29 protein-coding genes are annotated in these 26953 nt (G+C 32.7%); 15 read left to right on the top strand and 14 right to left on the bottom strand.

Annotated elements, in window-relative coordinates; genetic code table 11:
- Positions 1–82: 82 nt before the first annotated feature.
- The 3 genes from feoB to HNP90_RS08125 all read right to left on the bottom strand — a co-directional run bounded on the left by feoB (position 83) and on the right by HNP90_RS08125 (position 2494).
- The gene (feoB, locus tag HNP90_RS08135) at positions 83–2026 is read right to left on the bottom strand and encodes a ferrous iron transport protein B (protein WP_012068171.1); all 1944 of its coding nucleotides are present in this window, start codon (positions 2024–2026) and stop codon (positions 83–85) included.
- Between the two features lie 14 nt (positions 2027–2040).
- Positions 2041–2178: a hypothetical protein gene (locus HNP90_RS08130; protein ID WP_155810755.1), complete on the bottom strand. Its 138-nt coding sequence runs from the start codon at positions 2176–2178 to the stop codon at positions 2041–2043.
- A 109-nt stretch (positions 2179–2287) separates the two neighbouring features.
- A complete protein-coding gene (locus tag HNP90_RS08125) occupies positions 2288–2494 on the bottom strand; it encodes a FeoA family protein (protein ID WP_012068172.1) in 207 nt (68 codons plus the stop codon).
- Between the two features lie 112 nt (positions 2495–2606).
- Between HNP90_RS08125 and HNP90_RS08120 the strand changes: the two genes are divergently transcribed.
- The 8 genes from HNP90_RS08120 to HNP90_RS08085 all read left to right on the top strand — a co-directional run bounded on the left by HNP90_RS08120 (position 2607) and on the right by HNP90_RS08085 (position 11510).
- Complete coding sequence (locus tag HNP90_RS08120) at positions 2607–3011, top strand: metal-dependent transcriptional regulator (RefSeq protein WP_012068173.1); 405 nt, start codon at positions 2607–2609, stop codon at positions 3009–3011.
- A 165-nt stretch (positions 3012–3176) separates the two neighbouring features.
- Entirely contained in the window at positions 3177–4352 is a 1176-nt protein-coding gene (locus HNP90_RS08115; protein ID WP_012068174.1) for a hypothetical protein, read from the top strand.
- A 107-nt stretch (positions 4353–4459) separates the two neighbouring features.
- Positions 4460–5044, top strand: coding sequence for a rubrerythrin (rbr, locus tag HNP90_RS08110; protein ID WP_012068175.1), 585 nt, complete (start codon positions 4460–4462; stop codon positions 5042–5044).
- A gap of 140 nt (positions 5045–5184) precedes the next feature.
- Complete coding sequence (locus HNP90_RS08105) at positions 5185–6378, top strand: ABC transporter permease (RefSeq protein ID WP_012068176.1); 1194 nt, start codon at positions 5185–5187, stop codon at positions 6376–6378.
- A 1-nt stretch (position 6379) separates the two neighbouring features.
- Positions 6380–7105 carry an ABC transporter ATP-binding protein gene (locus HNP90_RS08100; RefSeq protein ID WP_012068177.1) on the top strand — a complete coding sequence of 242 codons (726 nt, stop codon included), beginning with the start codon at positions 6380–6382 and terminating at the stop codon, positions 7103–7105.
- 236 nt (positions 7106–7341) lie between these two features.
- A complete protein-coding gene (locus tag HNP90_RS08095; protein WP_012068178.1) occupies positions 7342–8574 on the top strand; it encodes a COG1361 S-layer family protein in 1233 nt (410 codons plus the stop codon).
- Positions 8575–8613: 39 nt separating this feature from the next.
- Entirely contained in the window at positions 8614–9159 is a 546-nt protein-coding gene (locus HNP90_RS08090) for a winged helix-turn-helix domain-containing protein (RefSeq protein WP_012068179.1), read from the top strand.
- A gap of 110 nt (positions 9160–9269) precedes the next feature.
- Positions 9270–11510, top strand: coding sequence for a beta-propeller domain-containing protein (locus HNP90_RS08085; protein ID WP_012068180.1), 2241 nt, complete (start codon positions 9270–9272; stop codon positions 11508–11510).
- 93 nt (positions 11511–11603) lie between these two features.
- Here HNP90_RS08085 and HNP90_RS08080 read toward each other — a convergent pair whose 3' ends face one another.
- The 4 genes from HNP90_RS08080 to HNP90_RS08065 all read right to left on the bottom strand — a co-directional run bounded on the left by HNP90_RS08080 (position 11604) and on the right by HNP90_RS08065 (position 13558).
- Positions 11604–11792: a 50S ribosomal protein L24e gene (locus HNP90_RS08080; RefSeq protein WP_012068181.1), complete on the bottom strand. Its 189-nt coding sequence runs from the start codon at positions 11790–11792 to the stop codon at positions 11604–11606.
- A gap of 19 nt (positions 11793–11811) precedes the next feature.
- A complete protein-coding gene (locus HNP90_RS08075) occupies positions 11812–12042 on the bottom strand; it encodes a 30S ribosomal protein S28e (protein WP_012068182.1) in 231 nt (76 codons plus the stop codon).
- A gap of 38 nt (positions 12043–12080) precedes the next feature.
- Positions 12081–12434 (bottom strand): 50S ribosomal protein L7Ae, encoded by a 354-nt coding sequence (gene rpl7ae / locus HNP90_RS08070; RefSeq protein WP_011170585.1) that lies wholly within the window; start codon positions 12432–12434, stop codon positions 12081–12083.
- Positions 12435–12580: 146 nt separating this feature from the next.
- Positions 12581–13558 (bottom strand): methanogenesis marker 12 protein, encoded by a 978-nt coding sequence (locus tag HNP90_RS08065; RefSeq protein WP_012068184.1) that lies wholly within the window; start codon positions 13556–13558, stop codon positions 12581–12583.
- Between the two features lie 142 nt (positions 13559–13700).
- Here HNP90_RS08065 and HNP90_RS08060 point away from each other — a divergent pair, with 142 nt between their 5' ends.
- Complete coding sequence (locus HNP90_RS08060) at positions 13701–14714, top strand: DUF354 domain-containing protein (protein WP_012068185.1); 1014 nt, start codon at positions 13701–13703, stop codon at positions 14712–14714.
- Between the two features lie 4 nt (positions 14715–14718).
- On the opposite strand, the gene HNP90_RS08055 is transcribed toward HNP90_RS08060, so the two are convergent.
- Positions 14719–15594, bottom strand: a complete 876-nt coding sequence (locus tag HNP90_RS08055) for a cation diffusion facilitator family transporter (protein ID WP_012068186.1) — start codon at positions 15592–15594, stop codon at positions 14719–14721.
- 16 nt (positions 15595–15610) lie between these two features.
- Positions 15611–16555 carry a malate dehydrogenase gene (locus tag HNP90_RS08050; protein ID WP_012068187.1) on the bottom strand — a complete coding sequence of 315 codons (945 nt, stop codon included), beginning with the start codon at positions 16553–16555 and terminating at the stop codon, positions 15611–15613.
- 185 nt (positions 16556–16740) lie between these two features.
- On the opposite strand from HNP90_RS08050, the gene HNP90_RS08045 reads away from it, so the two are divergent.
- Positions 16741–16968 carry a hypothetical protein gene (locus tag HNP90_RS08045; RefSeq protein WP_012068188.1) on the top strand — a complete coding sequence of 76 codons (228 nt, stop codon included), beginning with the start codon at positions 16741–16743 and terminating at the stop codon, positions 16966–16968.
- Positions 16969–16970: 2 nt separating this feature from the next.
- Here HNP90_RS08045 and HNP90_RS08040 read toward each other — a convergent pair whose 3' ends face one another.
- The 3 genes from HNP90_RS08040 to HNP90_RS08030 are packed head-to-tail and all read right to left on the bottom strand — an operon-like array spanning position 16971 to position 19950.
- Positions 16971–17387 (bottom strand): archease, encoded by a 417-nt coding sequence (locus tag HNP90_RS08040; RefSeq protein WP_012068189.1) that lies wholly within the window; start codon positions 17385–17387, stop codon positions 16971–16973.
- A 3-nt stretch (positions 17388–17390) separates the two neighbouring features.
- Complete coding sequence (rtcA, locus tag HNP90_RS08035) at positions 17391–18404, bottom strand: RNA 3'-terminal phosphate cyclase (protein WP_012068190.1); 1014 nt, start codon at positions 18402–18404, stop codon at positions 17391–17393.
- A 10-nt stretch (positions 18405–18414) separates the two neighbouring features.
- Complete coding sequence (locus HNP90_RS08030; protein WP_012068191.1) at positions 18415–19950, bottom strand: carbamoyltransferase C-terminal domain-containing protein; 1536 nt, start codon at positions 19948–19950, stop codon at positions 18415–18417.
- Positions 19951–20112: 162 nt separating this feature from the next.
- Between HNP90_RS08030 and HNP90_RS08025 the strand changes: the two genes are divergently transcribed.
- The 5 genes from HNP90_RS08025 to HNP90_RS08010 all read left to right on the top strand — a co-directional run bounded on the left by HNP90_RS08025 (position 20113) and on the right by HNP90_RS08010 (position 23705).
- Complete coding sequence (locus tag HNP90_RS08025; protein ID WP_012068192.1) at positions 20113–21876, top strand: acetolactate synthase large subunit; 1764 nt, start codon at positions 20113–20115, stop codon at positions 21874–21876.
- Between the two features lie 13 nt (positions 21877–21889).
- The gene (gene ilvN / locus HNP90_RS08020) at positions 21890–22399 is read left to right on the top strand and encodes an acetolactate synthase small subunit (RefSeq protein WP_012068193.1); all 510 of its coding nucleotides are present in this window, start codon (positions 21890–21892) and stop codon (positions 22397–22399) included.
- Between the two features lie 377 nt (positions 22400–22776).
- Positions 22777–22962: a hypothetical protein gene (locus HNP90_RS08015; protein WP_048060476.1), complete on the top strand. Its 186-nt coding sequence runs from the start codon at positions 22777–22779 to the stop codon at positions 22960–22962.
- 291 nt (positions 22963–23253) lie between these two features.
- Positions 23254–23400 (top strand): hypothetical protein, encoded by a 147-nt coding sequence (locus tag HNP90_RS09435; RefSeq protein WP_258558955.1) that lies wholly within the window; start codon positions 23254–23256, stop codon positions 23398–23400.
- A complete protein-coding gene (locus tag HNP90_RS08010) occupies positions 23397–23705 on the top strand; it encodes a hypothetical protein (RefSeq protein ID WP_258558954.1) in 309 nt (102 codons plus the stop codon). The genes HNP90_RS09435 and HNP90_RS08010 overlap by 4 nt, the downstream gene beginning before the upstream one ends.
- An 8-nt stretch (positions 23706–23713) precedes the next feature.
- Here the strand turns inward: HNP90_RS08010 and HNP90_RS08005 are convergent, their stop codons facing one another.
- Together HNP90_RS08005 and HNP90_RS08000 are read right to left on the bottom strand one after the other, a co-directional pair.
- Positions 23714–24679: a bile acid:sodium symporter family protein gene (locus HNP90_RS08005; RefSeq protein WP_012068194.1), complete on the bottom strand. Its 966-nt coding sequence runs from the start codon at positions 24677–24679 to the stop codon at positions 23714–23716.
- Positions 24680–24905: 226 nt separating this feature from the next.
- On the bottom strand, positions 24906–26675 hold the full coding sequence (locus HNP90_RS08000) for a leucine-rich repeat protein (protein WP_012068195.1): 1770 nt from the start codon (positions 26673–26675) through the stop codon (positions 24906–24908).
- Between the last annotated feature and the right edge of the window lie 278 nt (positions 26676–26953).

The raw sequence follows: 26953 nt of genomic DNA, 5'->3' as shown, positions 1-26953 counted from the left end.
TAATATGTTTTTATACAGAATCTATTTTTTAAAAATCGTTAATTTCAAAGCGGCCTTAAAATTAAAAAAATAGTAATTTGGATTAAAAGCCAAGCATTGTTCCTAAATTGTATGTTATTATTCCAACAACTGTTGCGAGTACTAAATTATAGCCTATCCCAAACGCGGTCCATTTCAAACTTCGTGTTTCAAGGTAAAGTGTTGCAAGTGTTGCAAGGCACGGCATATAGAGTACTGAAACAAGCGTTAATACGAAAGCTTTTAATGGACTGAATGCTGTTGCAATATTTTCAGGATACAATATGCTAAAACTTGAAACAACCAGTTCTTTTGCAAATATTCCAAATATAAGTGATATTGCAGCCCTCCAGTCGAGTCCCATATACAATGTTACATGCTCAAGAATTTTTCCAACAACCGCGGCGTAATTTGCATCAGGAGATGGATAATTTATAAGGCCATAGAATAAAAGGGAGCCTGCAGCAATAACAGTTCCTGCTTTTTTTAGAAATTCTTTGCTTTTTTCCCAGGTCATTTTAATGATATTGTCCCAATCAGGAGTTCGATATGGCGGTAATTCAAATATATATTCTTCAGATTCTCCTTTTATGAATTTACTTAATAAATAGGACACCATGAAGAGCATTGCAAATGTAATTGCAAGAATGCCCAATGTAAAGAGTGCAGCATGTTCTACAAAGAAAAATGATGCAAAAAATCCGATAATGACGAATCTTGCAGAGCAGGGAACAAGTGGCGTTACTAAAAGCGTAATTAACCTTTCTTTATGGCTTGAAATAAACCTTGTGCCCATTAATGCCGGAACACTGCATCCAAAACCAGTAATCATTGGAATAAATGATTTTCCACTTAATCCCATTTTGGACATGATCGAGTGCGTTAAAGCTGTGACTCTTGATAAGTAACCTGTATCTTCAAGGGTTGAAAGTGAAAACATTATTAAGAATACTAGTGGGAAGAATTCAAGAACTCCACCAACTCCTGCAAGTAATCCATCTACAATTACTCCAGAAATTGATTCTGGAAGGATATTCATTAAGTAATTTCCAAGGATTTCAAAGAATGATCCGATAAATCCTGAAAATATGTCCCCTAACCCGAATACGAAATTATACATCGTGTATAATATTACTCCAAATATCAAACTCCCGTAAACTGGATGAATCACAATAGTGTCAATATCTTCGTACAATTCACTATTTACCATGACGCCTGCTAAAATTTCATCGCATTTTTTGTATCTCTGTTCTACAACGTAGCTTTCGACATCGTGTTTTATTTCGTTCTCAATTTCAATTTTCAGGTCTTTTACAAATTTTATAAATTCGGGATATTTTGAAAACTCATTTACGACATCAGGGTCTTTTTCGAGAAGGGATATTGCAATCCATCTTTTAGGAAGTCTTTCATAAATTTCAGATAGTTTATATGAACCATCTTCTAATTTATCGACTATTTTTTCGATATTTTCTTCTAGTAATGAAGAATAGCTAATTTTTACAGCTTCTACAGGCTTGTATTGATGGAGTGATTCTTTTAAGTTATCAATACCTATTTTAAGCCTTCCTGATGTTCTTATTACGGGAACGCCTAATTTTTCACTTAATTTCTGGTCATTTACATAAATTCCAAATTTTTCCGCTTCATCGATTAAATTTAAACATAAAATTGGACTTATTCCAAGTTCTAAAAGTTGTATGGTTAAATAAAGGTTCCTGTTTATATTTGGGGTGTCAATTACATCAATTACAGTAATTTCGCTATTTTCAACAATATAATCTCTTGCAATTTTCTGATCGATCGAATCAGACATTAATGAGTATATTCCGGGTAAATCGACTACAATATAGTTTTCATTATTTTTTTTAAAAAAACCTTCTTTTTTTTCAACAGTAACGCCGGGCCAGTTTCCAATTCTCTGTTTCATTCCAGTTAGGTGGTTAAAAAGGGTAGTTTTTCCAACATTGGGCTGACCGAGTAGTGCAACAATATTTTTTTCATCCATTCTATTCACCAGTTTTATTCAGTATTACATTTTCCTTTGCAGTTTTTTTTCTCGCTGCAGCATGAACAGCTGGCTTTCACAATATTTTTTGAAATTTTAACGAGAATTTTTTCAATAAGATTCTCCTTTTTCTCTTTTTTTAAAGTTTCCATATTGAATCACACAGGCCATTCATATTTTACCTAGCTTAAATAATTTAAGCATGGTTAAATATTTTTTCGTAAATTAGGTTATGATTTTTTCTAAATAAATTTTTTTAAATTATTCTACAAAAATAGATTCGGCCATGCCTCTTCCAAGAGCTACTTTCGAGTTTCCAACTCTTATAAGTACTGGGCCCCGGTCAGTTTTGGATATCAAGGTTATTTTACAACCTGGAAGAATTCCAAGTTCATAAAATCTTCTACAGTGTCCTTCAACCTTAACTACTATGTATGAACCAGGGTCTTTGTGCAAAAGATTTTCCATATGACCACCAAAATTATATATATAAATTAATTAAGATAGATTAAATAATTTAACTTAACTTAAATTCTATAATATTTTGAAACTATATATATTTTTCCATTGGGTGGTTAGTTTGGTATCCCAAAACATCGAAGATTATCTTGAAAATATATTTTTATTCATAAGAGAAAATAAAAGGCCGATAAAAACAACTGAACTTGCAAAATTAATGAATGTTCAGCCTGCCGCAGTAACAAGTATGGCTAAAAAGTTGCACGGTGACGGATTGATAGATTACCAGCCGTACATTGGAATAAATCTCAAAGAATCTGGCGAAAAAATTGCAAAAGAAACCATTCGAAAGCACAGGATTATCGAGTGTTTTTTAACTGAAATTTTAGGTCTTGATTTGGAATTTGCACAAGAGGAGGCATGTAAAATAGAGCATGCTGTGTCTGACAAAACAATCGAAAAGTTATATGAATTTATAGATCGCCCCGAAAAGTGTCCACATGGCTACAAAATAAATTTAAAGTAATTAAAAGTTAAACTTTTTTAAATATTATTTATAATTTAGACTTTTTTAAGATTAAATTTCTAAAAAAACTAAATCATAACGGTTAAATATTTTTTAGCAATATATCTCATAGATACTTGTTCTGATTTTTATTTTAATGTTAATCTTAATCCGAAGGTGCAGCTTATGGTCGGAAATATTACTGATGAAGAAATTCAACAAAACATTTTAAAGCATCTCTACAAAATAAACAGCAGGGATAACGATGCATTTTTGTCTTGCGAAATTTTTAAGGAAGAATTTTCTCTAGAACGGGCAGATCTGTATCGAAATATAGATATATTGAAGCAAAAAGGATTTATTGATATGGGGAACAATCCTGGATTAACAGGATATTCTATAAAATTATCCGAAAAAGGAATGGATACTTTCGAAAATCCAAAATTTACAAGGGAAGAAATAGAAAAAGCGTATAAAACATTTAAAATTTACGCTGAAGAAGTAACGAACGCATCTTACGATACTTATACAAAATCACTGGCTGCATTTTTAAACTACTGCAAAAATAACGAAGTTTTGGAGTTTGTGATATTTAAATTTAATTTAATAGAACGAGATTTTGAAAAATGGTATGATAATTTCTTAAATTCGAAATTGCACGCACATACACTTCCTTTAGATGACGATGAAAAAATTTCAATAATTTACAAATTTTTAAATGAAATTAATTCGGGAAAGATTAAAATTTCAGAATTTGTCAAATCGGCCTATAAAATTTCTGGAAAAACTGAAAAAACGATTAATAAATTTAATCAGAGCATTTTTTTACATTTTGTAAAAGGAATTGACATAAGGCTCAAAAAATTAATGAGCAAAGTTGAAAGTGCCCCTGAAAAAGATGAAAAAGAAGAAAAAACTGAGAAGGAAGTTATCAAACGGGAAGAATCGCCAAAAATTTCTAAAATTGAGGTAATTGATTCAGATTCAGTTACTTCAAAAAGAAGAATTGAAAAATTTGAAAAGGATACTAAAGTTGTAATATACCCTTCGGAAGTAATTGACGGAGATGCGGTAAGCAGAAAACTCTCTAAAAATAGTTATAGCATGGATAATTTAGAAACTGCATTATTAAAACTTTCAGAAGAGCTTCGGGATGAAAATAAATCTGTTGCTGCAATATCTGCTGTTTACATCCTTTCAAAAAACGTGGATTCAACAGATTTGGCAGAAACTAGGGGGTTACTAAAAGAAGCAGTATCTGCAGAACCCTGTTTAAGAGAAAAATTTAAAGACATAGCAATGGCTTCAAGCATTGAAATAGCAAATACGAGTATTATTAAAGGAATACTCTCACTTTTTTAATTTCTATTTTTAAATAACGCTTTGATTCCTGTTTTAACGATTCAAATGTATAAATAATATATAAAATGAATTTTATAAATTACTGCATCGCAAAAGAGGTGAGTGCTTTGCAGAAAACAATCGAAAATCTTTCAAAAGCATTTATTGGGGAGAGTCAAGCTAGAAATAGGTACACAATATATGCAAAGATAGCTCAAAAAGAAGGCTACGAAAAAATAGCTGAAATATTTACAATGACGGCCGAACAAGAGCGAGAACATGCTAAATGGTTATTTAGATTAATTGATTCGCTCAAAAAAGATAACGGCAACCCTGCTGAAATCATAATCGATGGAGCAGCAGTTCCAACAGCATACGGAACAACGATAGAAAATTTAAAAGAAGCAGCATCTGGGGAAAATTACGAACATACTCAAATGTATCCAGAATTTGCAAAAATAGCAAAAGAAGAAGGACTGGCTGAAATTTCAGATAGGCTTCTTGCGATTGCCGAAGCTGAAAAGCACCACGAACAAAGGTACAAAAAATTAATAGAACAAATTGAAAAAGATTCAATGTTTAAAAAAGCTGAAGAGATCTACTGGACCTGTAGGAAGTGTGGATATCTGGTAAAAGACAAGGACGCGCCAGCTGAATGCCCTTCATGTGGACACCCAACAGCATACTTTGAAAAGCAATGTGAAGACTATTAACTTTTTTTTTAATTTTTTTAAGATATTTTTTTAAATTAATTCCAAAAAGAATATAAATCACGATATTCCCTAGTTTATTAAGAACTAAAGTAAATAATCTATTTTTATCAACTTTCAATCGGTATCTCCGGTGAAAATCAATGAAACTAAATGATATAGTTTCTTTTGCGGGAAGAAACATAACTCAAAAAAAGACACAGAGTCTTTTAACGATAATTGGTATTGTTATAGGTATTCTGGCAATTGTTAGCCTTATTTCTCTTGGATATGGTGTTCAAAACTATATTACTGAGGAAATATCTAAAGCGGGAGCCAGTGTTATTACCGTATACCCTTCGCAACAGCTTACAAGTATTGCAATGTCTAAAAATTTTAACGATAGGGACTTAAAGGCTGTAGAAGGCGTTAGGGGTGTTGATGTTGTATTGTACGGTTGGTTTGGTGGAACTCTTGTAACTTATAATGATCAAGACTATTATTCAAGTGTTTTTGCAACAAAATCGTCAACATATCAGATATTTTTTACTGAAGCATATGGATATGAGCTCGAACAGGGCAGGTGGATGAAAGATAGTGATACATACACTTGCGTGATAGGAAATAGTCTTGCCCATGAAACATTTGATAGAGAAATTGGTATAGGGGATAAAATTGAAATTAACGATAAAAAATACAAGGTTGTAGGTATTTTAGATCAGATTGGAAACCCTGACGATGATAACTCTATTGTAATTCCTTATGAAGCAGCTTCAGAAGTTTTTGATGTTACTGATGAATATAATATGTTCATGGTTAAGGTACGGGACGGAGAAGACGTTGTTAAAGTTTCAGAAGATATTAAAAGCGAACTCGAAGATTCGAGGGGCGACGAAAACTTTTCAGTTTTAACTTCAGAACAGCTTGCAGAATCAATTAACAGTATTTTCAGTGTTTTAACTATATTTTTAGTTGGTGTTGCAGGAATTTCCTTGCTTGTCGGTGCTGTTGGAATCTCAAACACGATGCACATGAGTATTTTAGAACGAAGAAAAGATATTGGGATTTTAAAGGCACTCGGTGCAGAAAATAACACGATTCTTTCAATATTTGTAGTTGAAGCCGGATTTTTAGGTTTATTTGGTGGAATTATTGGGACAATCCTTGGAATTTTGATTGCAAAGGGTATCGAATACATTGCAGAAATTTCAGGTTATGGCTTAATTAGGGCATGGATTTCATGGGAATTAATTGCTGGAGTGTTGCTATTCTCCTTTGTAGTTGGAATTTTAAGTGGATATTTCCCTGCAAGAAGTGGTGCAAAATTAAACCCTGTTGATACTTTGAGAGGGGAATAATATGGCGTTAATTGAAGCGAAAAATGTAATCAAGACGTATGGTATTGGCGAAGCTAAATCAACTGTATTGAAGGGCATTAATTTAAAAATTGAAGAAGGGGAATTTGTAATAATAATGGGTCCAAGTGGTTGTGGAAAATCCACTTTAATGAATATTTTGGGTCTTTTAGACGTTCCTTCGAAAGGAGACATATACATAAAGAGTAAAAAAACCACTAAAATGGATGAAAATGAACGTGCAGTATTCAGACGAAAAATTAGTGGATTTATATTCCAGCAATTTCATTTAATTGGAACATTAACTGCGTTAGGAAATGTTGAACTCCCAATGACGTTAGATGGAAAAGATGAAACTTTCAGGAAAAAGCGAGCCAGAGACTTACTTAATATTGTTGGCCTTAGTGAAAGAGAAAATTATAAACCATCCCAACTTTCAGGGGGGCAGCAGCAAAGAGTAGCAATTGCAAGATCTCTTTCAAACAATCCAAAATTACTGTTTGCAGATGAACCCACAGGAAATCTTGACAGTAAAAGTGGTAAACAGGTAATGGATATACTTGAAAAGTTACATTCCGAAGGAATGACGATTATTATGGTTACTCACGATAATTACATGATAAAATATGCTACAAGGGTCATTCGAATGAAAGATGGGGAAATCCTTGAAATTGATCAAGTTAAAGATGGCAAAGTCGTCGAAACCGAAGTTATCAAAAAAGCGGCATAATTTGATAAAATTGTTCTGAAAAAGATTCAAAACTTTCAAATTGAAGAATTCAATTAGATTGGGTTTATGAAATAATTGGGTAAGAAATTCTGAGATTTTTTAAAAAATACTGAGAATGAATGTTTAAAGGTAAATTGGTTGGTGGGAAAAATGTAATGTTAATTTCAATTAGATAATATGTACAAAAATGATTTTGTTAAATGATAACCAACCTAAAAATTAAAAAGAGTGATATAATGAAGCTTTCAGTTAAATCTGGGCTATTATTACTTGTACTTGCATTACTAACGAGTACCTATGCATTATCTGTGGACGATCCGCAGTATGTTGTAGATAATTCGGAGTTTGGAGAAACAAATCCAAATGTGATACATCCGGGTGATGATGTAAACATCTGGATAAAAATAGTTAACGACAACTACGATAAACAGTTAAAAGATATCAAAGTTGAAATAAGTCCACACTATCCCTTTGAAATAAAACAGGTAAATCCAGAAACTGGTTTAGCTGAAATTTCACATCTTAACGAGGGTGAAAGCGATACTGCATACTTTAAGATACACGTAAGCGAGAATGCTCCTTCTGACGAGTACAGAATTGATGTTACAGTAACTGCAACGGAATATGACTCCGATGGAGATGCAAATGAAAAGCAGAGATCCCTAACAAAAATATATTACGTTCCGATATATGGAATTGCTAAATTTGAAATTAATTTAGAAGATAACAATCCAATAAACCCTTCAGAATCTGAAGAACTTGAAATATATATTAAAAATCAGGGAACTGGAACTGCAAAATATTTAACTTTAAATTTGGTTGGAACAAGCGATCTAAACATTGTAGGGCCAACAACGTTTTATTTAGAATCATTAAGTCCACAAACTCAGAAATTGATAACTGTTGATGCATATGCAATTCCAACAACGGAGGATGGAATTTATTCAATAAATGCAAATATTGAATGGGTTGGGGAAGATGGGGCGGAATATACTTCGTCAATTCCGATAAATTTGAAAGTAAAAAGTATAATTTTTGACAACCAGCCGTTTTTATACCTCGATGGTGTGCAATCAATTTCTGGGGGTCAAGAAGTAACAATTGCACTTGCAAACAGGGGAACTTCAAAATTGAAGCACTGTGTACTTGAAGTTGATGGAGCAGTTGAATTAAATGACAACTATATTCGATATATCGGAGATTTAGAAGAGGATGATTCTGATTCAGGAATATACGAATTAGAAATATTTGGGGATTCAAAAACAAATATTACTGCAACACTGACGTACTTTAATGAATACCACGAAGAATTCACAATTACACAGGAATTCGAACTCGATCCAGCTAACAGCCAGGTAAATCAGGACGGAACTAATTATTCATTTATAGGAATAATTATTGTTTTAGCAGTTGTAGCATACATTTTATATAGGAGATGGAAAAAGAGAAAAGACTCTGAAGAAGAATAATAAATTATTTTTTTCTTAAATTTTATTAAGTGGTTTAACATGACGGGATTTGAAGTTAACAAAAAATTTTTAAAAGCACTATCCTCGCGTTCAAGAATATCCATTTTAAAAGCACTCGGAAATAAAAATTACACTGTAACTGAGCTTTCAAAAAGTCTGAAACTATCAAAATCAACAGTTCACGAACATTTATCAGTATTGGTTGACGGGGAACTTGTAAAAAAGAATGAAGATGGTAGAAAATGGGTATACTATGGATTAACGGAAAAAGGACAGTATTTAATCAGAAATGATCTTGAAAAAATGATAATATTGTTCCCGATGTCGGTAATTGTATTTTTAAGCGGTTTATACAGTATATTGTTTCTTAAAATTGGAAAAAATCTGCTTTTAACGGATTCAGCTTTTCAAGCTACGAGTGAAGCTTTAAAAGTTTCTGAGTTTGATGTAGCAGCTTCAGGGGTTTCAGAATCTGTAACTGTTGTTAATTCTGATTTAAATCTGTTAATTGGTACTGGATTGATTTTAATAAGTTTACTTATCGCATATCACGTAATTTCAAAAATAACGTACAAATCCAACTAATCATTTTTTTATTTTCAATTAAAAACTGTTCGGAACTCACCGAACGATTTAAAAACTATTTTTAAGTATTTACCACACATATTTATTATGAAGATAAAATGGTGATTTTCATGAATCGCAACATAATTATTATTTTAGGGCTACTTTTAGTAACTTCTGCAGTTTTTTTAACGTATAATCCAGAAGATAATTCTGCAATAAGTTATACTGGAGATTTTAAGGTAGTTCCCGCAAATTCAGAAGAAAATTTTAATAATTTTTTAAAACAAATGTCAGATTCTGGATATTATTATGGCAGTGGTAATATTGCAGTGAAAGAATATGCTGTAACATCTGAAATTGCTTACGATACCGATTCAGGAGTGCAGGGTTATTCTGAAGAGAGATATTCTCAAACAAATGTTCAGGTAATTGGTGTTGATGAAGCTGACATTGTAAAAACCAATGGGGACTTTATATTTTATACAACCCAAGCTCCAGTATGGTCAAGTTCATACTGGGGCCAGAGTACCTATGTAATCGATGCATTGCCTGCAGAAACAGCTCAAATAATTGGAAATATCTCGGAAGGTGGAAATCTCTACCTTGATGGGGATAATTTAATTGTAATTACTTATGATGGAATTAAAAATTACGATATTTCAAATCCAAGAACGCCTGAATTAATATGGGCAAAATATTTAAACGAATCTTATGTTGATTCAAGATTAATTGACGGAGAATTATATTTAATAGTTCAGGAATACGGAATAAATGGGCCGATAATCTGGAATAACGTTAAAATTGGCTATGATGATATATACATTCCAGTAATTCCAGATATTATCTACCCTAGGTTTGAATCAACCTATATTATTTCATCAATGGACATTGAAAGCGGAGATATTGAAAACACGGTAGCTTTAGTTGGTTCATACAGTAATACGGTCTATGTTTCAGAAAAAAACATTTATTTTGCTTATGAACTGGATTACAATGAAGATAAACTAATGATGGATTTCATATGGAAAAATAGCGATAAATATTTCCCAAAAGAAGTATCTGACAAACTTGATCGAATATTTTCAAACACTGACTTTGGAGACAGTGCAAAATACTTACAGATGACGGAAACTCTTGAAGATTATTTAAAAACATTATCTTCAGAAGAAATGAATAATCTGGAAAATGAAATTGAAAATGATTATGAATTATATTTAAATGAAAACTGGGAAGAACTTGAGGGAACAGGCATTGTAAAAATAAACCTCGAAAGTTTTGAATTAACAAGCGGAAAAGTTCCTGGAACCATTTTAAACAGCTTTTCAATGGATGAATACAATGGAAATTTAAGAATTGCAACAACAATCGGAAACGACTGGAGATACAGGGATATTCAAACAAATAACATTTATGTATTTGACGAAAACATGGAAATCGTTGGAAAAGTGACCGAACTTGAAAAAGGGGAACGGATATACTCTGCAAGGTTTATCGGGGATAAAGCCTACATTGTAACTTATAAAGAAACTGATCCTTTACTTGTAATTGATTTAGAAGATCCAAAAAATCCGGAAGTACTCGGTGAACTAAAAATTCCGGGATATTCTACTTATTTACATCCAATTGGGAACAATAAATTAATTGGAATTGGAAAAGATGATTCAAATATGGTAAAAATTTCATTATTTGACATATCTGACTTTGAAAACCCAATGGAACTTTCGAAATATTCATTAAACGAGTACTGGTCAACTGCACTATACGAACACCACGCATTTTTGTGGGATTCTGAAAAAGAAATACTCGTACTTCCGGCAGGAAGCCACGCATACGCTTTCGAAGTTAATGAAAATGGAATTAAAATGGTTAAAGATGACGTTTTCAAAGACTACAGTGTTTTAAGGTCTTTGTATATTGGAGTCTATCTCTACACGTTTTCAAATTACGAAATACACGTAATTGATGAAAATACTTGGGAAACCGTAAAAACAATTAATTTGCCAAAATATGAATATCCTTATTATGAACCTTACATTGAATCAGTAGAAGATACTTCAGATGTTGAAGTAGAAACTACTGAAGAAAAGATGGTTTTGGGGGAAAATATGACTATAAAACTTGATGAAAACCCGACAACAGGCTACACGTGGAATTATACAATAAATGACGATAGTAAAATAGAATTGTTGTCTGATGAGTACATTCAAAACAACGTAGAAGAAGGCGTAGTTGGTGCAGGCGGAGTTCACGAGTGGACTTTTAATGCAACAGAATCTGGAGAAGTTGAAATAACATTTGATTACTACCGTTCATGGGAAGGACGTGAAAGCTCAACAAACACTAAAATCTATAAAATAACAATAGAATAACTAAAAATTTCATTTCTTTTTTTAAATTTTTAAAATATTTTCCAAAAAAGCCAGTTTTAATTTAAAACAAATATTAAAAAAGATTTGGAGGATTTATTGTCCTCTGTTAATTCTTTTGAAAGTGTTAGTCCATTTTACTTTCCTTCCAACTCTTCCGAGTTTGAAGTTCTTTTCACACTTTGATGAACAGAAGTGCATAACTGAACCGTCTTTTTTAACGTATTTTTTTCCGCATCCAGGTTCAATTGTGCCTTCACAAAAGCTACATGTTTTCCATTCCATTGTAATCACCTAGCGGGAATTATTTTCTTCTTTTACCGAGTTGTTTTGCTTCTCTTTCGGTTTCTCTTAACATGATGAAGTCGCCTAATTTAACAGGTCCTTTCACGTTTCTTGTTAAGATCCTTCCTGTGTCTTTTCCACCTAAGATTTTGCATCTTACTTGGAAAATTTCACCAGTAACTCCTGTTCTTCCGTTGATTTGGATAACTTCAGCAGCCACTGCTTCCTGGTATACCATATCATCAGCCATTTAAATCACCTGATTTTATTTATTGTTAGCTGCTAAAATTATGCTTTTAATCCATTTAATTTTTCAACTAAATCTTTTAATTCGTCAGCGCTTCCTTCAGCAACAACTGCAATAGCTGATGTAGGTACTTCTAAACCAGCAGCTTTTCCTAAAGCTTCTTTTGTTGAACTGTATGAGTATGCAATTCCTTTTTCGTCGCAGATTACTGGAATGTGTGCAACGATTTCTTCAGGTTGTACATCTTGTGCGATTACAACTAATTTTGCAATTCCTTTTTCTACTGCTTTTGTAACTTCGTTAGCGCCTTTTTTGATTTTTTCAGCGTTAGCAACTACTTCTGCAGTTTTTTCTTCGAGTTCTTGTGATATTTCAAATTTAACATATACAGCCATATTATGACCTCCTTCATCACTTAAAAAAATTTTTTTATCCGGATGGCGCCCACTCATATCATCATGGTTTTAAAAGAGCGGCAACTACCATATATCGAAAAGTGGTATATAATAGTTATGGTATGAAGTCTAAAAATTTAGAAAATTTAAAAATCAACTGATATTCCTAGAATTTCCCTTTTACCATTTAATATATCCTCTGCAATCATTGCACTGCCGACTGCACCACTGTCCCCATCTAAAACAAGAACATTTCCATCGATATTTTCTTTTATCATTTCGGAAATATTTGGATTTTTCCAAGTTCCAATGGAACCTGCAAGAACTACATTTTTGTCGTGATTTAAAAACATTAAAGAATTTATTTCCATAGAAACGCTTAAAACAAGTGAATCAACTGCTAAGGTGCATTTTTTATCTTTTTTGTAGTTACTCATAATTTCAAATTTCGTATCTTCAACGCCTTTGTATGAATCTGTAATTTTAACAACTCCCGCTTTTGAAAAAGCCTCATTTGCAGTAATTTTTTTCGAATCGATATTTCTAATTAATTCTAAATCAATTGGTCCATGTAATATTCCAACAGCACCAACGCATGCATCAAATCCGCCAAATATTTTACCATTTTTTATCAAAAGCGTAACCGTATTTGAAGAAATGTCTGAAAGAATGAAATTTTCAAAGCCAAATGTTTTGTATGCATTGTAGCAGATGGATATTTTTTCTGGAGATGCAATATGCGAAAAAAGGGCGTTAAATCTTTCATCCATACTTTTTACGCCCTTATGAAGTCCAGGAATGACAACTGCGGGAATATTTGATGATTTTATTTCATCATAAACTTTCGTTCCGCCACCAACCTTTTTTCCAATCCCTTCGAGGTTTATTACTCCCCTATTTTCAACTTTTTTTATATCTGTTATTTTATCTATTCCGTCACCCATCGAGTAGCATACGCCCATCAAATCGATGTCATTTAAATTCACATGTTTTTCAAGTTCTTTTAAAAAAGAATTTTCGTTAATTTCAGTTCTTTTCATCTTAAAAATAGATTTTACAGTTTTGTTTTCCATCACACATGCGGTAATTCCGGATGTGCCGTGATCAATCCCTACAACAATCATAATCTCCCATACAAAAGATAATAAATTTCAAATACCAATAGTTATATATAAAACAGTACTACTTTATTAAGAACTTTTTGATTTAACCTCATTACTAAATAGAATTATTTTAGTGATCCAGTAGAGATATATTGGTGATTTTATGGATGTATGGATCGATTTAACAAATTCCCCTCATATTCATTACTTTTCGCAATTGATTGACAAATTCAATCGGGAAGGAATTGAATACTACATTACTGCAAGAAAATTCCAGAGTTTAGAAGATTTAATCGACATTTATGGTTATGATTATATTTCTGTGGGAAATCATGCGGATTCGCTAGAAGAAAAGCTTATAAATTCTTCAAAAAGGGTAATTGAACTCACAAAAATTGCAAAAAAATTGGACCCAAAAATTGCAATTGCAAAACACTCTGTGGAACTTCCAAGAGTATCATTTGGAATGAATATCCATTCAATATTTGTTTTAGACAATGAACACGCAAGTGCACAGAACAGATTAACGGTTCCTCTTGTGGACGACGTAATATGTCCGGAAGGTACAAAGTTAGTTTTAAACGGAAGTTCATTTGGAAAATACATTGATTCTTTTGCAGGAACTTGTGAAGTTTCTAATGTTAATTCGAGGTTAAATTCTTCATTTTCAATTGATGAATCGATAAAGGAAAAATTAAATATCGATGAATCACTGCCTTTGGCAATAATGAGACCAAGACCCAATTCTTCGTACTGTAACGGAAAAAAAGACATAATTCCAATGATTATTGAAAAATTAAAAAGTCAGATGGACTGCAATATTGTTGCATTTCCAAGAGACGAAGACCAAAGGGAAAAATACGTATCAATGGGCGTAACGGTTCCAAAAACAATTGATGCAATATCTTTACTTTATTATTCCGATGCAATGATTGGTGCTGGCGGAACAATGAACCGTGAAGCAGCAGTTCTTGGCGTTCCAACAATTTCCTGCTATCCAGAAAAGCTTTTGGGTGTTGATAACTACTTGATTGACAAAGAAAGAATGATCCACACAAGAGATTTAGATGAAATTGTAAATCACGTAATGGATAATATCGGAAAAAGAAATAATGGAATAACTTTGGAAGACCCAACTGAGTTAATGTTTGAAAAAGTTGCTGAAAGTTTAAGCTAAATTATTATTTCAAATACGGGTTCACATGAACCATACAGTGTTTTACTCTTTTTAATTTGCGTTCAATTTTTGAATGGACGTTTTCAGAAATGTTATGTGCTTCAATCAATGATAAATCTTTATTAACTGAAATTTCAACATCGACATAGATTTTGTTTGAATGAATTCTTGTTTTTAATACATCTATTCCCAAAACACCGTCAATTGAAAGAATTATTTTTCTGATTTCTTCAATAGTTTTTGGATCTGCGGCCCTATCGAGAAGTTGATTTAATGCTTCAAAGTATATTTCAAAGGCCATTTTAGCAATAAATAATGAAATAAATATGGACGCAAGGGGATCAAGTATTGGATATCCAAGTCGTGCCCCAAAAACACCAATTAAAGTTCCAATCGATGAAAATGCATCAGATCTGTGGTGGCAGGCATCAGCAATGAGTGCTGAACTTTCAATCTGTTCAGCACCTTTTTTGGTGTATCTATACATCCATTCTTTTGTAAAAATAGAAATTACTGCCGCAACTATCGTTATGTTTTCAGGAATTTGGTAATTTCCCCTAAGAATGGTAGTTAATCCGCAGTAAAAAATCATTAAGGCAGTTCCAAATAAAATTACTGCTAAAAGCTTTGTCAGAGCAGGTTCTATTCGTTCGTGGCCATACGGGTGGGATTCATCTGCAGGTTTTTCTGAAAGTTTTAATCCAAGCATCACTATAAAAGTGCTTAAAATATCGGAAAATGAATGCATTCCATCTGCAATCAAAGCGCTGCTTCTTCCAAATACTCCGGCAAGTATTTTCAAGATAGACAATCCAATGTTTGCAACAATCGTGATTTTGGAAATTTTATTTCCAATGCTTATTCTTTCAGAAACTTCCACAATATCTTCTCAGGTATTAAATCGATTCGATCTCTTTACAATATCCTTTTACGAGGTCAAAAGATTTTTTAAATCCTTCAATTTCATCATCATTCATTTTCATATGGATTACTTCTTCAATTCCGTTCTTGCCTACCTTTACAGGAACTCCGATACACGAACCGCCTTTAATACCTTCAATTTCATCTTCAATGTATGCAGAAAGGGTTAAAAGTCGTTTTTCATCATGTGCAATACACCTTACAATATTTACAATTGCAGATGCTGGCCCGTACTCTGAACCGTTTTTTAAATCTATGATTTCTTTTCCGTAACCTTTGATTTTTTCAAGAATTCTGTCATAAGGGAAATTTTCGTATTTGGGTAACCTTACAATTGGAATTCCCCCAACTGCGGTTGCGCTGATTAATGGAACCATGCTGTCCCCATGCTCTCCGACGATCCTTGTTCTTACATCATCAATATGAACTTCAAAATATTTTGCAACTGCAACTTTAAATCTCATTGAGTCAAGGTGTGTTCCAAGCCCGAAAACTTGATTTTTTTCGTAGCCACTTTCAATAAATGCTTTATAAGTCATCATGTCAACAGGATTTGAAATCATGAATATTTTTGTATCTCCTGCATTTGCGATTTTTTTTGCATAATTTTTTATAATCTTTGCATTTTCACGCATTAAATCGATTCTAGACATGTCTCCCGTTCTTGCCATACCTGCCGTAACTATTGTAATATCCGAGGTTCCTGTGCAGGATAAATCATCATCACTACATATCTGGATATTGGTATCTTGACCTGCTGCCGCCATGGCATCATAAAGGTCCATTTTAAGTCCTTTTAACTTATTTATGGAACCATTCCTGGCAATTAAATTAATATTTTTTATATAGCTTTCCTTTGCTAAAAGCAATGATAAAACACTCCCGATTTTGCCGGATGCCCCAATAATTGATACTTCCATAGTTTCACCCTTGCTGTTAAAAACAATTCCTATATCGTCTTCTATACATATATATCTAACCGAATGTAGGGATTCATCAATACTATTTTTCATGGAAATTTATATATATGATAATAATATATTTAAAATTAGTATTATTGAAAGCATAATTTATCAAAATTAATATTACAAAAATATAATTAATTATGATAGACGACTTTAGGGATGATTTTATGGATTTTGAAAATGATCAGAAAATGGATAAGCTAGCAGTTGAAATGTTATTGAAAGCTCCTTTGATGTCAAAAGAAGAGTTCGATGAGACGCTACTTACTTTAAGAAAAATGGCAATTAAAAAATCGGGAAGAAGAAACGCAAGATTTACTATGGATTCATGGGCAGATACAGCTTATGATATGTCCATGAAGTGTTAATTTTACAGATCTACAATAAACTGCGTTTTCCAGCAGTTTTCATCATTTATTATTTCCATTTTGTGGTACGTAATCGCTTTTACTTCTTCTTTTGGTTCGTATTTGTCTTTTGAATACTTATCCCCAAAAGCAGTACAGCTTAATTCATAGCATTCTTTTTTCTCGATTTTTACATCAAACTCTGAAAATATTAACAACTCAGAATCATGAAGTATCAAAAGTTCTGTTAAGAAGTCGTATAAAAGTCCGAAAAGGTCTTCTGAAATAACCTTAAACGAATGCTTTTCTATTTTTTCTATTTTTTCGATATCAACCATAATATTTGATAGGCCTCTCGCAGAATTTTCAAAAGATTCTTCAAGAGTTTTTCCAAATGCGATTATCCCAATATCTGCAGTAGTTTCAAAGTAATTATACATAATTTAAACACCTTTAGTCGATATTACGTATCCTTTTGCATTATCCTTCGAATATTCATCGATATTAAATTTAACATCAAAGAATTTTTCAACCACGTAAATATTGGTCGAAGTATGATTTGTAATTTTTGAAACACCAACTTTAATATCTGAAAATGGCATGAATGGAATTATTTGATCGGCCAAATGCGAATCTATCGCCATTTTTGTATCTAACTCCTCAATTAAATTTTCAGATGCAATTTTTCCAACTTTTTCCGATGGAATCCCTCTTTTTCCAAGACAGTCTGAACCGATATAATTAGTAAACAAGAATATTCCTACACCTGTACTTTTACCATTTGTTTTTTCAAGCTTAATTTCTGGACAAAATCCTTTATTTAATAAAATATCGCTTGCAGATTTTCTTATTCGTTTTGAAATATTTTCATCGAGGTTCTGGTTAAAAATAATTCCTTTAAGCTCTATACTTTTATTTTCAATTAATTCAAATGGAATGATTTTTGAAGGTTTTATTGTTATTTTAACAGTTCCGCCACCTTCAGGGAAAAATCCACGTTCAATAATATTTATTTCAGAATTAATTCCAATATTTTCTAAAAATTTCAACGTTACATTTTTAATATAATCAATTGGTGGTGAAAATTCAACATTTGTTCCTCCAATCAGTGTAATTTCAATATTTTTGTCTATTGCAAGAGCAATCGGTAGTAATGACTGAATAACAAGAGAAATGCTTCCAGCAGTTTTAATATCTATTTCGAAATTTTCAGAAATAATGTCTCCAGGATAAAAAACCAAGGTTTCAGAGCTTTTTAAAAGCCCTTCGACTTTTGCATTACAGATTTTTGAAATTGCATTTACACATGCAATATGCTGGTTTGACAACCCTGAATTTTTCCTATTTTTTCGAATATTTATGATTTTAACTGGCTTTTTAGTTATTGCAGAAAGAGAAACTGCGGTTCTTACAATTTGCCCCCCACCTTCGAGATAACTTCCATCAATTGTAATCATAAATATTCTCCTAATCAAGTTTTTCGATTAAATAATTTCCAAGTAGTAAATAATCTCCCACTTTTTTAAACGAATTTATGGCATCAATTTCATTGCAAACAATAGGTTCACCGTGTAAATTAAAACTGGTGTTCAAAACTGCAGGAATTTGTGTTGCATCGTTTAAAAAATTAATGGTGTTATAAAAAGTTCCATTGAATTCTTTTTTCAATGTTTGCGCCCGTGTAGTTCCATCAACATGAACGGTTCCTTCAATTTCACTTTTTTTAGATTCAAAGCAATCAAAGAGCATGGTCATGTACGGACTGTATTTTTTGTTTTTTAAATAACTTTCAGAGTATTCATCTAGAATTGTTGGGGCATAGGGCATGAATGAATTTCTTTTTAGAGTTTTTGCAAGTTTTTTCGCATTTTCATTTGTCGGAAGTCCTAAAATGCTCCTATTTCCAAGAGCACGCGGTCCAAATTCCATTTTTTCTCTCGAAACGCAGACAAGTTTATTTTCTGAAATTAATTTCCCAACGCTCTCAGAAATATCATTTTCTTCAATATACTGAACTTTAAAATTTTTTTCCAAATCCACAATTTTTTCAACATTACAATTATCAATTTCATAACCTAAATATGTATTTTTTAAATCAAAATCGTGTTTTGAGCACAAAATCGACGATCCAATGGATAATCCTTCATCTCCTGTAAATGGGGGGACGTACAAGTTATCTACAAAGTCCTGTTCGATTATTTGTTTATTTAGTTTAACGTTTTGTGCAACCCCTCCACTAAATACAATATTTTTAATTCCAGTTTCTTCCACAAACTGCTTTAAAAGTTTTAAAACAACTTCTTCTAATTTACTTTGGACAAACTTTGAAATTTGAATATCATATGACTTATTTGGGGTTGAATAATCTAAAATTCTTTTCAATGCTTTTGTTGATTCAGAACCGATTACTCCGAGATAATTCTTAAAAGATTTAGTTTTTTCATTATAATCAATAATATCGAGATTAATTTTGGAATCATCCGATTCAAAACTCGAAAGACTCATTACTTTTCCTTCGTCTTCCATTGGTTTAAATCCAAGTAATTCGGTAATTGATGCGTAAAAATCTCCTACGGAATCAATTAAATCACTTTGAGCAATAGTTTCTATTTTTGAACCGTTTCCAATAGATACTGTTGAAGAAAGTCCATCCCCTCCACCATCCATTGTTAAAATCAAACATTCTTTAAAATCTGATAGCTTATAGCTTGCAGCATGGCATAAATGATGGTTAAAGTAGTACATTGGAATTTCTAAATTTTCTTGAAGTATTTTGAGTTTTTTCAGTCTTTCTCCCTTTCTAAACTGCCCGCCAACAGTAATTGCTGACAATTCATCCTTTTCACTTACAAAAGAATTAATTCCGTAATCGATGGAATTTGCAGGATATCCTCTAAAATTCTTTTTTCTTGTAAATCTTTCTTCGCTTGCTGCGTAAATGATTTCTTTTTCATCGATCAATGATGCACTTGAATTGTGGCCATCGCAAATACCTAAAATCATAATTTCACTTGATTAATTTAATATATGGCGGATGAGAAATAATTCGAACAGACAGATTTTAAACCATTTTATGTTTTCATAATATTTATATAAGATTTTGAGTTAATAAACTAGAAACGAATTAATTTCAAATCCATTACGTTTTTATTACTTGGTGATCTCATGAAAGGAGCAGAGGCTATGATGAAGGCCCTAGAAGCGGAAAATGTGAAGGTCCTCTTTGGATACCCTGGGGGCCAATTACTTCCCTTTTACGATGCACTGTACCACAGTGACCTTGTACACATTTTAACAAGGCATGAACAGGCTGCAGCACACGCGGCAGACGGATACGCAAGAGCAAGTGGGAATGTTGGAGTTTGTGTTGCTACGTCTGGACCAGGAGCTACAAATCTTGTTACAGGAGTTGCAACCGCACATGCAGATTCTTCTCCCGTAGTTGCATTAACTGGACAGGTTCCAACAAAATTAATCGGAAATGATGCATTTCAGGAAATTGATGCACTTGGAATTTTCATGCAGATTACAAAACACAATTTCCAGATTCAAAAAACAAGCGAAATTCCAAAAATATTTAGAAAAGCATTTGAAATTGCAAAAACCGGAAGACCTGGTGCAGTTCATGTCGATCTACCAAAAGATGTTCAGGATAACGAATTAGACTTAGAAAAATATCCAATTCCTGCAGAAATTAATCTTCAAGGCTACAAACCAACCAAGTTTGGACACCCATTACAGATTAAAAAAGCAGTGGAATTGATGAAAATCGCACAAAGACCTGTTATTATTGCAGGCGGTGGCGTTCAAATTGCAAATGCAACACCAGAACTTATAAAATTATCAGAATACGCTCAAATCCCTGCATGCACTACTTTAATGGGTAAGGGAGTTTTCCCTGAAGAGCACTCTCTTGCACTCGGTTTAGTTGGAATGCACGGAACACAAGCTTCTAACTACTCAGTTTACGAAAGTGATGTTTTAATTGCAATTGGATGCAGGTTTTCAGATCGGATTACTGGAGACATTTCTACATTTGCACCCAATGCAAAGATTATTCATATTGATATAGACCCCGCAGAAATTGGAAAGAACGTTAGGGTAGATATTCCAATCGTTGGGGATGCAAAAGCAATTTTAAAAGATATATTGATTTATTTAATGAAAAAAGAAATTGCTAATAAGACAGAATGGATGGAAAATGTTAAAAAACTTCAGAAAAAGTCACTTCCGATAATGGAGTTTGACAACACCCCAATAAAGCCTCAGAAAGTTATCAAAGAAATGATGAACGCAATTCGAGAAGTCGATCCAAGTTTGACAAACACAGTTCTTACAACAGATGTAGGTCAAAATCAGATGTGGATGGCACACTACTTCCAAACAAGCGCTCCAAAATCATTCATTTCATCAGGGGGGCAAGGTACAATGGGATTCGGATTCCCTGCAGCAATTGGTGCTAAATTTGCAAGGCCCGATGCAAACGTAATTGCAGTAACGGGGGATGGTGGATTTTTAATGAATTCACAGGAACTTGCTACAATTGCAGAATATGAAATACCCGTTATTGTTGTAATATTTGATAACAGGACACTTGGAATGGTTTACCAGTGGCAGAATCTTTATTATGGAAAGCGCCAGTGTGCAGTGCACCTTGGAGAAACACCTGACTTCATAAAACTTGCAGAAAGTTATGGGATCGATGCTTCGAGGGTTGAAAAACCTGAAGATATAAACGAAGCCTTTAAAACTGCATTAAACAGTGGAAAACCATATTTAATTGATATTATAATCGACCCGGCAGAAGCACTACACATGGTACCCCCTGGAGGAAACATGACAAATATATTATTCCCGGAAAGACAGGAACCAACTCCAAAAGCTCAATGCTTTAGCGAAATGAAAAAAATACTTAATCCTAAGGTCTAATCGGGTGATTATCATGGAACACAAACACATCATTTCAGTTCTGGTTTTACACAAGCCAGGTGTACTCCAGAGAATTTCAGGTTTATTTACCAGAAGATGGTTTAACATTTCAAGCATGACTGTTGGAAGTACTGAAAACCCAGATGTAGCAAGAATGACTATTGTTGTTCAGGGGGACGACACTGTACTCGAACAGGTTGTAAAACAGTTGAATAAACTCGTCGAAGTTATAAAAGTAACTGATTTAAATAGTAAAAAGTCAGTACAACGAGAATTATGTCTTGTAAAAGTTTATGCTCCAACTGAGGATAGTAAATCTCAGGTAATCCAGTATGCAAACATATTTAGGGGAAAAATCATCGATTTAAGCACTGAAACACTAACCGTTGAAATTACAGGTGACGAACAGAAAGTAAACGCATTTTTAGACCTTGTAAGGCCAATGGGTATCAAAGAAATCGCAAGAACTGGACTCACCGCACTCATGAGGGGTTCTAAAATCTTAAAATCAAATAAAGCATAAATTTTCTTTTTTAAACTTTATAATTAACTAAACCTTTTTTCAAAAAAATAAAAATATGGAATTGAGTATTTTTGAAGGGGGGCTCCAAAAACAATACTTTATCTCATCGAGCTAATTTAGCTGAAATAGAGAGTGTCACAGGAAATAATCTTCAGATCACCAATAACCATAAAAAACGGAAATTTGGATAAAATCGAAGATCATGACCTAATATTATTTATGATTTTTAAAATTTAAATAATTAAGCATGCTTTTTCGATAATTATATATTACCCATTAAAGAAATTTTTAAATGTTCACAACAACATTAAAAAATAATGAATCGGTAAGAAATTTCAAAATAATCTATTAATTTGGCGGGTATTACGGGGGAGAATATGCAATATGATATCAGATATCAGGACGATGAAATAGAAAAAAAAATTCAGGGTCTTGATGAAAACACGCTCTTAACTGCAAAATCAATAGTTGGGGAAAATAAATGTGCTGATGTGTTATATCGAATAATTCAGGAGGGGTGCCAAAAAAATTACAGGTTCATAACACTTGTGAAAAACGTGTAGAATCGAGCTTAAAAGAATCCATAATAAAAGAAATACTCGTTTACGGCATTCCAAAACCATTGTGGGATATGATTTATTAAGACGATACCAAACTAATTTTATGGCACTTTACTATTATTTTTTTCTCTTTTTTCGTATTAACTCCAATTAATCGTATAAATTAATTTTAAAGATTAGATTACCCAAATAATATATATTCAAGGATGTCGGATATATTATTGCGTTTAAACTTTTGAACTATTCGATTCTTTTAGTTTTAATTATGTTAGGGGATCTTTTTAGGTGGAACTCATGAATGGTGAGGATATAAAAACCAGAACTTATTATTTAAAAGCGCCCTTAAATCAGATTTGGGAAAATATCGTATCGAGAAATCATCCTTTTAAAGAGGTATGTGTTTATGAAGAGTGGATGTGTGAAGGAATGATATTTCAATGAATACACTAAATGCATACTTTTTAAAATTATGCAATTACGATACTTTGGTGTTTCAAGATGTACATTCTGAGAAATTGGGGATATTTGGAGTTAGGGCACCTTATGGAAACGATAAAATTGAATTAATATCTGAATTTAGAGAAATTGATATTTTGGATAAATTATCGAGACTTTTTTATGGTTATTTATTATTAAATGAAAAGAAAATACCTTCGATATTTTGGGGTTTCGAGGATGACTGGTTTAGAATATATGTAAAACCAGAGAATTTTTTAGATTTAAAAAAATTTATAGATAATTTATAATCTGAAAATTATGCCAAAAGCTTATTTTTATCTTTTTTAGACCAGTAATTTGCTAATATTGGCCCGGTAATATTATGCCAAACACTAAAAATTGCTCCGGGAACTGCTGCAAGCGGGTTGAAGTAAATTGTTGCAAGTGCTACCGCAAGTCCTGAATTTTGAACCCCAACTTCTATTGTAATTGCTCTTGATTTTTTTTCATCCATTCCAACGAGTTTTGATCCGATATATCCAAATAAAAGACCAAATGCATTATGTAAAATTACTGCAAGTAAAGCAAAAACTCCTGAAGATATTATTTTTTCTGAATTAACTCCTATTATCGCACTAACGATTAAAACTATTGCAGCAACAGAGATTAATGGCAAAATCTGTCGTATTGAATCTATTTTTTTTCCAAATAAATTGTTGATAATAACTCCAAGAATTACTGGGATCAATACAATTTTTAAAATTGAAAGAAACATCGAGTATGCTGAAACATCTATCCACGATCCTGCAAACCCGAGTACAAGTATGGGTGTCATTAACGGTGCAATAAGTGTTGAGAATGTTGTGATTGCAACCGAGAGTGCGACGTCTCCTTTTGCAAGATAAGTTATCACGTTTGATGCAGTTCCTCCGGGGCATGCACCAAGCAAAATTACGCCTATTGCAAGTTCCCCTGGTAAATTAAGTAGCGTAACTACAAAAAAAGCAAGTAACGGCATTAAAATAAACTGTAAAGCTGTTCCAAAAACTACGTCAAAAGGTCTTTTCAAAACTGTTTTAAAGTCATCTTTATTTAGTGTCATTCCCATTCCAAACATGATAATTCCAAGAATAAGTGAAATATGGGGCAGTGACCATCCAAATAAATCAGGATTTAAAAAACCGATAATTGATCCTAAAATAACAAGCATTGCGAAATAATCCTCTGAAAATTTTGTAAGTTTCCAAAGAGTCTTTTTTAGCCAAACCGACCCCGTATTCATTGTAATCACCGTAACATTAATTGCGCTTTTCATCGTAATTTATTCGATATCATGACCAAGTCTAGATGCCATTAAGGGTTTATTTTATTTCTATATATCCATCAATTGATGGCTTTTATTCGTATAATCGTTTTTAATGTTGGATGTTAAGTTTAAAGAATCAAAAAATAATAAAATGTATACAAAGAGGGAGTTTTTGGAAGTTATTGAAAAATAACTTTTTTAATTACTTATGTTCAACTTTAAAAAGCTCAATTGCCTGTTCACACAATAATCTAAGCTGTAGAGCTTTTTCATGGGTGTTGTTAATTTTAAGTAACTTTAATAAAATAGCCCTACATTTGGCATACTCTTGTAGGGCATAATACACTACCCCGGCATTATAAAGGACATCGATATCTGATGGGTTCGAATTCAAAAGTTCTAGATATATGATGAGTGCTTCTTTGCAATATTCGTATTTTTTAGAATAATCTTGTTCATTTCGTGCTAAATTGTACCATTCTAAAGCAGTGTCATAATCTGTTTTCTCTGCAAACTGGTATGAAACGTACTTTTCACAATTTTTAAGATTTGATTCATAAATTTGTAATTCTTCTAATGGGGTTATTCCTGTGTAGGGCATACAATTTATCCTCGCATACGTCTCAGCGTAAGTATAAGGCATAGATTTAATTTCAAATTTAATGGAGTTTTCAGAACTCATCGGCATGGTCGTAAAAGCCCCATCTTCAATGTTAATTACGGACTTTGGAATAACCACAGTTTTTATGGGATTATCTGAAAACGTCATATTTTCTATGGATGTTATGGACTCTGGAAGAATTATGTCTGACAATTCGTTATTATGGAAAGCCAAAACTCCAATACGGGTTACCGAGTTAGGAATAACCACACTCTCCAATTGATTGTACGAAAAGGCGCCTCTCCCAATACTAGTCACAGAATCTGGAATAATCAAATTCGTAAGCCGGTTATGTGAAAAAGCACCTTCCCCGATAATTTTTACGGAATCTGGAATAATCACGCTTGTCAGATGATCATCTGAAAAAGCCCCTTCCCCGATAGCGGTTACAGGTATCCCTTCGATATTTGATGGAATATTTAAATTTTTAACAATATTACTAATGGTTCCATTGATGGTTCCATTCTTTTCGTCAAAAATAATATACCGTTTAAATCCATTTCCTAGTTTTATATCTGATTCGTTTTCAAAAACGTTATGTGAAAAGGTACATCTCCCAATATTAGTCACAGAATCTGGAATAACCACATCTGATAACCAGTTATATAAAAATGCACCTCTCCCAATATTAGTCACAGAATCTGGAATAACTACGTTTTTTAGCTGATTATGTGAAAAAGCACCTTCCAAAATACTGGTTACCGAGTTAGGAATAACCAAACTCTTCAACTGGTTGTTCGAGAAAGCACCTCTCCCAATATTAGTCACAGAATCTGGAATAACCAAACTCTTCAACTGATTATTTGAAAAAGCACCTCTCCCAATACTAGTTACCGAGTTAGGAATAACCAAACTCTTCAACTGGTTGTTCGAAAAACTTCCGTCACGTATGTTAATTACGGAATCTGGAATAACCACATTTGATAACACGTTGTATAAAAAAGCCCCTTCTCCAATACTGGTTACCGAGTTAGGAATAACCAAACTCTTCAACTGGTTGTATGCGAAAGCACCTCTCCCAATATTAGTCACAGAATCTGGAATAACCAAACTCTTCAACTGATTATGTGAAAAAGCCCCTTCTCCAATACTGGTTACCGAGTTAGGAATAACCACACTCGTCAAATTTTTAAATTTAAAAACATTATCTTCGATATGTATTATTGGTTTACCGTAATATTCAGTAGGTATATCTAAATCTCCAAAATTGCCATGATATCCCACTATTTTACAACCATTAGGCAGAGATTCGATCTCAAAATCTCCAAATATGTCGTAATTATCTTTATGAGTGCCCATAGAATCTGCCATATTCCACCCGATCTAAATCAATGGTTATATTTCTATTAAAGATATTATAAATAGTTTAAAGGTTTAATTTCCAATTTATTGTTTAAATATCAAAAAGAAGTTTAATGTGGTTATTAAATAATAATTAATTTAATGAATGTACTGTTTTTTCTGATTCAAGCTTAAATCATAAGTTAAAAGCACGTACTGTATGAAAACTTACTTTTTTAGATAAACTAGCACAACTTTCAAAGCTATCAATCAGAAATAATAATGCCATTTGGGGAGTTATGGAAAAT

This window comes from Methanococcus maripaludis, from assembly GCF_013760955.1.
GTDB classification, from domain to species: Archaea; AGJL01; Methanococci; order Methanococcales; family Methanococcaceae; genus Methanococcus; species Methanococcus maripaludis_A.
The sequence above is the reverse complement of the archived record's forward strand: the minus strand, read 5'-3'. Positions and strand labels throughout refer to the sequence as shown.